The organism is Micromonospora sp. DH14 (genome assembly GCF_029809455.1).
GTDB classification, from domain to species: Bacteria; Actinomycetota; Actinomycetes; order Mycobacteriales; family Micromonosporaceae; genus Micromonospora; species Micromonospora parva.
The window spans coordinates 1-465 of the sequence record NZ_JARVKT010000080.1 but is presented as its reverse complement, the minus strand read 5'-3'; the positions used below and the strand labels follow the sequence as shown (position 1 = coordinate 465).

The window sequence follows — 465 nt, the reverse complement described above, 5'->3', positions numbered from 1 at the left end:
GGGCGCGGGCCTGGTCGAGTTCACCGACGCTGACTGGGTTGAAGACGGCATCAATCACTGAGCGGGTGCCGCAGGTCAGCAGGGCACTAAGTCGTAGCTGGGGGTATCCGGAGCAGCCGCCGGTGAGGAGGCGTTGTTTGGTGTAACGGGCGGCGTTGGCCGGCGAGTCGGCGACGACCAGCAAGGTCCCGTCGAGCACGGTCAACAGCATTCCTCGCCATCGTGTCTGCCCGGCGGTGGTGGCAGCCGGGCCACGCAGCAGGTCGAACAACACCCGCAGCGGTGCCGGCCCGAGTCGTTGCCGGGCCTGGCGCAACGCGCTGGCCGACGGTGATACCCGGGGCGCGGGCAGCCCGGAGACCAGCCGGGACCACACCTGCCGATAGCCCACGTCACCGAACAGGACCGAGGCGAGAACGAGGTAGACCACGACCCGGGCCGGGAGCAGCCGTATCCGTGACTGCG

Annotated in this window: 1 protein-coding gene; it reads right to left on the bottom strand. The window is 69.5% G+C overall.

Annotated features, from left to right (window positions below; all coding sequences use genetic code 11):
* The coding region (locus QCZ28_RS34425) for a transposase domain-containing protein (protein WP_279520526.1) at nucleotides 1-465 on the bottom strand (465 nt) is incomplete at both ends.